Annotated in this window: 1 protein-coding gene; it reads left to right on the plus strand. The window is 35.8% G+C overall.

Annotated features, from left to right (window positions below; genetic code table 11):
• The first annotated feature begins 117 nt into the window (after nt 1-117).
• The gene (locus tag A6E03_RS17945; protein WP_065601436.1) at nt 118-633 is read left to right on the plus strand and encodes a hypothetical protein; all 516 of its coding nucleotides are present in this window, start codon (nt 118-120) and stop codon (nt 631-633) included.
• The last annotated feature ends 26 nt before the right edge of the window (nt 634-659 follow it).

Raw genomic sequence — 659 nt, forward strand, 5'->3', positions numbered from 1 at the left:
CGGGTGTTTCTCGTTTTAAGGTGTCAATTTTAAGTATAATTGCTTAGTAGTAAACGTGTTATGCAGGCGTTATGTTGTTGGTGTAAAATAAGGTTTTTCAACACCTTGGGGTGAGCTATGTTTCAGTTTAAATGTACCAAAAAAGTTCAAGATTTCATTGGCCTGAAACCAAGTGACTTAAGTGAAATTGAACCTGAAAGGTTTGTTCTAGGAAATTGGTTTGTTAACTCTTTTACCCAAAATCGTCGTAAAGTTTTAGTCTTTATGGAAGAGAAAACATTATTCTCATTTATTATTATTGGTGTCCGAAAAGAACATATCAAAACGTTAAGAAAGCATTTTCTGGAAGGACTGTGTTTACAGTTGAAAGCTGAAGGCATTAGCCCTCAGACCGTGTTAGCATTTTCAAATAATGAAACGGTGCTGCAATATGCTAAAACCGATAATAGAAGTAAGGTAGGCTCTATGACTGACCTTATTAATTTGTATAGCGCATGGATTGAATCAGCAGGTGGTTTGTCTGAAATTGACGTTGTTGAGATGGGAATGAAACTTAACAGAGTGCCTCAAACGAATTTAAAACTGACTTACGCAATTGATGAGCTTAGATACGCGCTTGGAGAAACAACATAACAATCGCATCAACACGATTTATTACA

Origin of the sequence: Aliivibrio sp. 1S128 (assembly GCF_001691065.1) — a bacterium.
GTDB lineage: Bacteria > Pseudomonadota > Gammaproteobacteria > Enterobacterales > Vibrionaceae > Aliivibrio.